Origin of the sequence: Thiocapsa sp. UBA6158, from assembly GCF_002423035.1 — a bacterium.
In the GTDB taxonomy this organism is placed as follows: domain Bacteria; phylum Pseudomonadota; class Gammaproteobacteria; order Chromatiales; family Chromatiaceae; genus Thiocapsa.
Genome location: NZ_DIUM01000084.1, coordinates 20835 through 29271 on the forward strand (window position 1 = coordinate 20835; position 8437 = coordinate 29271).

General features: G+C 64.1%; 5 protein-coding genes. 3 read left to right on the forward strand and 2 right to left on the reverse strand.

Annotated elements, in window-relative coordinates; genetic code table 11:
• Window positions 1-144 precede the first annotated feature (144 nt).
• The 3 genes from B4N44_RS11815 (at window position 145) to B4N44_RS11825 (ending at window position 5843) form a co-directional block, all read left to right on the forward strand.
• Window positions 145-2223 carry an SUMF1/EgtB/PvdO family nonheme iron enzyme gene (locus tag B4N44_RS11815; RefSeq protein ID WP_296701014.1) on the forward strand — a complete coding sequence of 693 codons (2079 nt, stop codon included), beginning with the start codon at window positions 145-147 and terminating at the stop codon, window positions 2221-2223.
• Window positions 2220-3317, forward strand: a complete 1098-nt coding sequence (locus tag B4N44_RS11820) for a hypothetical protein (RefSeq protein ID WP_296701016.1) — start codon at window positions 2220-2222, stop codon at window positions 3315-3317. Before B4N44_RS11815 ends, B4N44_RS11820 begins: the two co-directional genes overlap by 4 nt.
• Before the next feature lie 120 nt (window positions 3318-3437).
• The gene (locus B4N44_RS11825) at window positions 3438-5843 is read left to right on the forward strand and encodes an autotransporter domain-containing protein (RefSeq protein WP_296701017.1); all 2406 of its coding nucleotides are present in this window, start codon (window positions 3438-3440) and stop codon (window positions 5841-5843) included.
• Here the strand turns inward: B4N44_RS11825 and B4N44_RS11830 are convergent.
• Window positions 5798-6550 carry an alpha/beta fold hydrolase gene (locus B4N44_RS11830; protein ID WP_296701020.1) on the reverse strand — a complete coding sequence of 251 codons (753 nt, stop codon included), beginning with the start codon at window positions 6548-6550 and terminating at the stop codon, window positions 5798-5800. The two genes, B4N44_RS11825 and B4N44_RS11830, sit on opposite strands and share 46 nt — an antisense overlap.
• A 130-nt stretch (window positions 6551-6680) precedes the next feature.
• The gene (locus tag B4N44_RS11835; protein WP_296701022.1) at window positions 6681-8147 is read right to left on the reverse strand and encodes a transglycosylase SLT domain-containing protein; all 1467 of its coding nucleotides are present in this window, start codon (window positions 8145-8147) and stop codon (window positions 6681-6683) included.
• Between the last annotated feature and the right edge of the window lie 290 nt (window positions 8148-8437).

Genomic DNA, 8437 nt, shown 5'->3' on the forward strand with positions numbered 1-8437 from the left:
CGACCTATGATCGAGTATAGTCGAGACGGTCGAGCTCCTCCAAAGGCATCCGAGACGGCCACACTGTGCCGATGATCGCACCGGCACCGCGAGAGGCCATCGCCCGCTCTGCGGATGGATCATGCGTTCAATGCAGACAGCATCGTGACTCAAACAGATCAGCAAACCATCCCCGTCGGCGGAATGATCGACGAGTTCCGTGTCACTCGCGTCTTGGGCGCGGGGAACTTCGGGATCGTCTACGAGTGCGAGAACATCCACCTCGACGAGACGGTCGCGATCAAGGAATTCCTGCCGACCGAGCTTGCGCGGCGCGGTGCGGACGGCCAGATCGCACCGCTGTCGCCGGCCACCGCCGAGGCATTCCTCTGGGCTCGAGACCGATTTCTCCAAGAGGCACGCACGCTCTGGAATCTCGCACGGCCCTTGCCCCATCGCAACATCGTGCGGGTCACCGGCTACCGCGAGGCCAACGGCAGCGCCTATATGTTCATGGAGTTCGAGCGGGGACAACCGCTGTCGGATCTCCTGGAGCAACGCGGAACTCTGACCTTCGAGGAGCTGCGCCCGATCGTCGCCCCGCTGCTCGATGGCCTGGAACGCGTCCACGCGGCGAACGTCCTGCACCGCGACATCAAGCCGGCGAACATCCTGATCCGCCCGGACGGATCCCCGGTGCTGATCGATTTCGGCGCGGCCCGCAATGTCGCCCTGAGCGGGGAGACCTCGGTCTTCACGACCTATACGCCCCGCTATGCGGCCATGGAGCAGCATTATCCGGGCGGAGACCAAGGGCCATGGACCGATATCTATGGACTGGGGGCCACGCTGTACCGGGCGGTAACGGGCCTGACGCCGAAGAGCGCCTCGGAACAGCTGCTCGGCCATGCCCAAGAGCCTGCGGCAGAGATCGGCCGCGGGCGCTACCCGGTCGCCTTCCTGCGGGCAATCGATGCCGCCTGCGCGCTCAAGCCCGACGACCGCCCACAGTCCGTCAACGAGTGGCGAGTGCAACTGCTTTCCACTGTATCTGCCGCGGAAGATGCGACGGTGGTGCTGCCGAAGGTCTCTGCGACGGATGTCACCCATGTCTCGGCGGGTGCACCGAGGACGACGACATCGCATCAAAGCAGCGAGTCGGAGGCGGTCGAGGCCGGCCTTCAGCCCCCGCCGCCGCGCCGAATCCGTGTATGGATTCTCGCGACCCTGGTGCTCGCAGCGGGCGCCGGGGCCTCCGCTTGGTACTGGTGGACCCAGCCGGCGCCGATTCCCACACCGGCCTTCGAGCCATTCGCCCCGCATCAGCGCTTCTCCGATCGTCTGAATTCGGGGGGGACCGGACCGAGCATGATCGGGATTCCTGCAGGCGAGTTCGCGATGGGTTCGCCCGACGACCAGGACGGCCGCAACAGCGATGAACGTCTCCACGCCGCCGTGGTCAGCCAGGCCTTCGCAATCAGCCGAACCGAGATCACCATCGGCCAATTCTCGGAATTCGCTCGGTCCGTCGGCTATCGCACCGAGGCCGATCGCGAGAGCGCTTGCCTGCGCACCGACGAAGAAGGCATCGAGCTCGTCGCCGATCTGAGTCTGTCCTGGGAGAAGCCCGGTTATCCGGTCACCCGGGAACATCCGGTCGTCTGTGTGACCTGGAACGACGCCCGAGCCTATGCCGAGTGGCTCGGCGAGCAAACCGGGCGCGAGTACCGTTTACCGACCGAGCTGGAATGGGAATACGCGGCACGGGCCACCACGACCACCAGCCGTCATTGGGACGACAACCTCGAGGCGTCATGCGATTTCGCAAACACCGCCGATGAGACCGTGCTCACGGACGCGGAAGAGACGCGACGCATCGAGGGCGCGAGATCTGCCTGTCGAGATGGCCATCTCTACGCCGCACCGGTCGCGACCTTTCAATCAAACCAGTTCGGACTTCACGACATGCTCGGCAATGTCGCCGAATGGACCTGTTCGGTCTATGATCCTGTGTATGGCGGAGCCCAAGCCGAATGCCTGGATGCGACACGACGACGCGGCCCCGCACCCATCGTGATCCGGGGCGGCTCTTGGCTGACCTCGCCGGCCTTGGCGCGCTCGGCCGCGCGTGACGGGCTACCTTCGAATTTGGGTCTCAATACGATCGGCTTCCGCGTGCTGGCGACCAATCGCCCGTGGGCGGGCCGGGCGAGCGTAACCACTCAGGGGGGTGCAGACGAATGAGGCGCATCCGATCGTTTAAAGAATGCTTCTGTCGCATCTCGACGGGGGCAATCGCCGTCGCCATCACACTGCTCGTCGGCGGCTGCGCGACCACCGGCTCAACCACCGACCCGTCCGCCATGTACGGGCAAGTCTCGGGGGCAGCGGACGCCCCCGGCGCGACCGGCTATGTCATCGCCCAGCTGGAAGATCTCACCGTGGTCGATTGTCTGCTGCCCGGGCGACTGCGCAAGATGGGCTCGACCATCACCTGGGTCGGTCGCCCTCGCCCAGTCAAGAAGACGATCAGCGACTGCGAGATCCTCGGCGGCCAATACATCCTCTTCGACCGCGCCGACTTCGACACCGCCTTGGCCGTCTGGAAGTTCGCTGCCGAACAGGGCGACCCCACCGCGCAAACCTATGTGGGCGAGATCTTCGAGCGCGGACTGGGACGCGCGCCCGACTACGCGACGGCGGCGCAATGGTATCGGAAGGCTGCGGTTCAGGGCTCGCCACGGGCCCAGCTCCGGCTCGGCGCACTCTACGAGAAGGGTTTGGGCGTGCAGCGGGATCCGGTCGAGGCACTCGACTGGTTTCGTCAGGCCGCCGGCCTTCAGAAGGACAAGATCGTCTATCTCTCCCAAGCCGTGGCGCAGGCGAAACGGCGCTCCGGCGGGTCTGCACCTCGGCCCGCCGTCTCGCCGCGCTCGGCCCCGCTGCAATCTGCCCCGCCCCCCCGGCTCCCGGTCGCGGCGACCCAACCGCCCTCCGCCGACCTTGCCGGGCAGCCCGGCGTCGAACCCGTCTCGCCCGTGCGGCCGGACGTGGTTCAGCCCGCTCGAGCGGAGCTTCAGCAGATCACAGCGGTCGCGCAGACCCGCAATCAGGAGTTGATCCGCGCCGAGACCGCGCGTGATCGCGCCAAGGAGGACATCGTGCTCCGAAGTCGGGAGACACGACTCATTGATCAGGCCAAGCCGGTGATCCGTGCCGATCGCCGCTTGATCGACCAATACGTCGCGCTCACCCAGGAAGCCGAGACGCAGCGGGTCGCCGCCGAGGGTTTGGAGCGGGTGCTGGAGGTCGCCGCACCTGTGATGGCACAACAGTAACCGAGAGACATCGGTTCGTCATAAGAGGGGGCAAACGTCATGTCGACATGGAAAAACGCGCGCTCGGATTCAGAACGACCGGGGCGGAAGGGTGGATCGGAGGCTTCAACCGATTTCGGCTTGAGACGGAAGTTCGTCTCGCGCTGGCTGCTTGCCGGCCTGATGCTGCTCGCGGGATCCATGATGCTCTCGCAAGCAACCGCGGCACCGGTAACGACGATCACTGCGGATCCGTCCAGCATTCAGGAAGGCGGAGCACCCGGGGCCTTCATCGTCCAGGTCACCGACCCGGATTTTCCCTGTTTCCTGAGCACATCCACTGTCGAGGTCTCCGTCGCCTTCGGGGGCAGCGCAATACCCGACGTCGATTATCTGGCGACCGGCGCAGCCGCCAACCTCGTCTCGGTGCCGATGACCCTGGAAACGCCGGACTGCGAATTCGGACAGGCCTCCGGGACGGCCTCGGTCAGGATCGATCCGATCGCCGACGATCTCGCCGAAGGCGACGAGACAGTCGTTCTCGGCAGCTCGACCTGCAGCATCCCGGGTTTCGAGGCGCCGCCGACCGACTGCGTCGCGTCCGCAACCATGACGATCCTGGACACCACACCGATCGCAAGCATCGAGGTGAGTGACCCGACCGCGTCGAAAGAGACGCTCGATCCCGGCGAGTTTCTCGTCAGCCTATCGAGTCCCGCGGGTCAAGGCGGCGTTACGGTCACCTACGGGCTTAGCGGAAGCGCCACTTCCGGTGTCGATTTCGCGCCGCTCTCAGGCACGCTCGTGATCCCGGCCGGACAGACCAGCGCAACGATCAGCGTCACCCCGCTTCCCGGCAATCCGGGTGATCCCGACACTGATCTGATTGCCACCGTTCAGCCAGGACAGGGCTATGTCGTCGGCACGCCGGCATCGGCAACGCTCTCCATTACCGGTCGGACGGCATTGCCTCTCGCGTTGGTCGTCGTTTCCGGCGACGATCAGCTCGTCACCTCACAGCAGCCGCTGGCGCCATTCGTCGTCCGCGCGACCAATGCGCTCGGAGCTGTGTCCGGTTTGGCCGTGCTCTGGGAGGTCGCACAGGGTGACGGCAGCCTCTCGACAACCCAGTCGACCACGAACGCCTCGGGGGAAGCCAGCGCCGTGCTGACCCCCGGCAACGAAACGCAATATGCCGTGCGCGCCACCTTGAGCGCACAGGGTGGAACGGTCTCCACCACCTTCAACGCAATCGCCTCCTCGCCGCTCGCGGATCTGCCCGGACTGAGCCCCGGTCAACGCTCGGTGGCGGGAGCCCTCGACGCGCTCTGTCCCGCACTGAACACGCGTGGTCAGCAGGGTACGCTGACTTCGGGCGAGCAGGATTTGCTCAATCAGTGCAGGACCCTCATCGCCAACTCGGGGACGAACCCGGGTGCCGTCGCTCAGGGCATCGTCGCCTTGACACCCGAGCAGGCCAGCGCGCCACGCAAGCTCGTTACCCAGATCTCATCCGTCCAGGTCGACAATCTGACCGAGCGGCTTTCGGCCCTGCGAAGCGGCGCGCGCGGGATCAGTCTGCGCGGACTCACGGTCGGGATTGGCGAGCAGACCATTCACGGCGGGTTGTTGGCGAGCGCCATCGATCGGGGCCTCGAATCCGGAGGCGGCGCGAGCGCCGACGAGGCATGGCCCTTCGAGCGTCTGGGCATCTTCATCACCGGAGATGTCCAATGGGGCTCCAAAGACAAGACGACCAACGAGGACGGCTTCGAGTTCGACACCCTTGGATTGACCGCCGGCGCGGATTATCGCTTCACGGACGGATTGATCCTGGGTGCGGCATTGGGATTTGCGAGCACCAAGGTCGACATCGATGCCGCAGGCGGCAGTCTGGACGGCGATAGCTGGAGCCTGTCGCTCTACGGCACCTACTATCCCACCGATCATTTCTATCTCGAGGGATCGGCCACTTACGGGTGGGACAGCTACGATCAAGACCGCAATATCGCCTACAGTCTCTTGGGCAACACCAGACAAGCCAAGGCAAATTTCGACGGCGACCAATATACCCTCCTGTTCGGAGCCGGATATGACCTGATCCGCGGCGGCAGCATCATCGACATGTATGGCCGCCTGCGTTACACGAGTGCCTCGCTCGACGACTATCGCGAGCAGGGCGCAAACGGACTCGACCTCGTCATCGCAGGACAGGACGCCGCGTCATTGTCGAGCATCCTGGGCGCTCAGCTTTCTCGCTCGATCAGTACCAGTAAAGCCGTGCTCATCCCGCAAGGCTGGATCGAGTGGGAGCACGAGTTCGAGAAGGGCGACGAGGAGGTGCAAGGGTATTTCGCAAACGACCCGAACCGGTTTGGATTTGCCTTGCCCACGGATGCACTGGACACCGATCTCATCCGTCTCGGCGTCGGACTCGGCGCCCAGTTCGGCCAGGGGCGTATCGCCTTCGTGAGCTTCCAGACCTCGCTCGGCATGGACGATTACAGCGAGCACAACGTGACGGCGGGCATTCGGATGGAGTTCTGAGCCTCGCCCAGGATCCTCGGCCACTGCTCGATCCAGCAGCAGCGGTGGTCGAAACCCGGAATGCTCTTGAAGCTCGCGTCTGGATTGACCTTACGGAACCGCTCGATGGTCCAGGGAGGGACCTGACGATCGTGATCGCCGGCCAGATGGATCTGGCGGATGTGCGGGCCAAGAGGTCCTCGCCGGGCCGGATTCAGCGATCCAACCAACCGACTGTAGCCGTGGTGGTCGGCCCAGGCGTCGATATCCAGATTGGCGGCGACCGTGATCACCCCAACGACACCATCCAACCGCTCCGCGATCAGCATTGCAAGGACACCGCCGCCGCTGTAACCAATTAGGGTGATCGGCGGTCGCTCCGACGGCGGCAAGGTGCGATCGATAGCCGACACCATGCTCTCGACCACCTCCGGGCTATAACGCTCCTTTGTCCACAGCGCGGGTCGGCAGCCTTCGGCGTGAGCAAACCCCTGATAACAGGGTCGACCGACATACAACACGGACGCCGGGTCTCGCAACAAGAGCTTGAGCGCGAGCGGATTTACGGGCGTCGGGTCACTGGCGATTCGATGACGCGTCTCCCAAGGTCGGCCATCGCCCTCCAGATAGACGTGGATCCCCCTCGGTTCATCGGTGCCCGCCGGCAATGCCGGTCGTCGATAGATCAGATGATTGAACCCGCGCCCCGGCACAACCTCGCGGGTCAAACCATGCGAAGCCGCAAGCGCGTCGGAAGACTTATCCGGATCAGTCGCGCAACTCCCAAGCAAAAGATTCAAGACGAGGACAGATCCGGTCCAAGAACGTCGCATCTCTCGCCACATCAGCCGGCGCACATCAGGGCGCCAATGGATTCTCGAAGTCGAATCCGAACAACGCCGGGTTCTCCCCGATTACAGCCGCAGCGACAATGTAGAAGACATAGTCGTAGGTCTCCTTCGGGATTTTGTGCTGGCGCAGCAGTTGCCAAAAGTTGCGCTCGCGAGGATTCGCCGGCATCTGCCGCACCCGCTTGATGATGTTGCCCTCTCCCCAGTTATAGGAGGCCATGACCAACAGGCCCGAGGCTTGGGCATCTGTCCGATAGATGTCCTTCAGATACTTGGCGGCGGCATGTGTCGACTTGACGAAATCGTGCCGCTGATCTGCGGGGTCGTACTCACCGAGGTGTTGCAGCGGCCCGGGTTGTAGCCCGTATCGCTTGCCCGTGTCGGGGATGAACTGCCACATCCCCTTGGCGCGGCCGTAGCGGGTTGGCGGACCGACGATCCGGGGCTGAAAATTGCTCTCCTGCAGCGCCAGATAGATGAACTGCGGCGGCAGGCCTTGCTCGGTCAGGGCGCGCTGGATGGTCGGGGCGTACCCGTTCTCGTTGAGACGCCGAATTGCGCGGACGAGACGGGGCGAGGATTGCCATTTGCGTATGTAGGACTTCACCTCCGCGGTAAAGTCATCGGGGACATCCACCTCGGTCTCGCCGAAGACACGGGCGATATGCAGGATGAGCTTGTCCTCGGTATCGAGCGGCACCGGCCTGGACGCCTGGACCTTCTCCACGAAGGCGTCATAGCGCTCGCGCATGGCCGCAAGGCGGCGTTTCGACTCGGCGACCTGCGCCTTCAGCTCGGCGGATGCCTCCTCGCCGATGCTGACCTCCAGATTGACGACCTGGAGCTCCAACTCCTTCATATCGTAAAAGATGTCGTTCGCCAGCCGAGCCGTTTGCTGTAGCTGCTGATGTTGAAACAGCGCAAAGCCGCCGACCGCGACCAGAAGCAGGACGACCGCTCCGATGAGGCCGACATAGACCGCACGCTGCCGACGCCTCAGATCCCGGAACGCCTTGCGCACCATCAGGGTGTGCTCGCCCGCCCCGCCCCGGGGTTCATCCTGGAAGTAGTGCTTGGCGATCTGCTCCAACGAGCCGGACGCCTGCTCGACAGGCTGCGCCCTGGGGAGGATCAACTTGATGCGTGGCCCCCCGGGACCGAGCGCCAGGGTCGTGGTTCCTTCAAGCGGGATCTTGTCGATCGCACGACCATCGATCAGGGTGCCGTTGCTGCTTCCCAGATCACGGGCCCACCAGCGTCCCGCCTCGGGAAAGATCGCCAGATGATGACGACTGACCTCGGAATGCAGGATACGCAGCCCGCAGTCATCGCCCCGACCAATCAGGACCGCTTGGCTGTAATGGCACCGACAGAGGATACCTCGCGCATCCGGATACTCGACCTCGATCGGGGGAAGCGACGGTCTCGAGACCCTCCCGCGAGGAACGAGAACGGTTTCGTCGTTGGCCGGCATCTACAGTGATCGAGACTCGGCTTGAGCAGGTTGCGAGAAGGCGAGCTTCCGGACCACGAAGTCCGCCCTCCCAAGATTAGACTCCCGACCGGCCCCGTGCAAAGAAAACGGTAAAGGCAACGGTGTCCGGTCTCCTTCATAGGTAGGCCATCAACAGTGGCTTCAGCTCGCGCTCATAGAGCGCTGGCGAGGCCGGTTTGAGAAAACAGTGTTTGAAGAACCGCAAGACTTGGCGGCTGACCTTGGCGGTGTAGCGAAACAGGGACGCGGTCCAATCGGGGCGGTCGGTG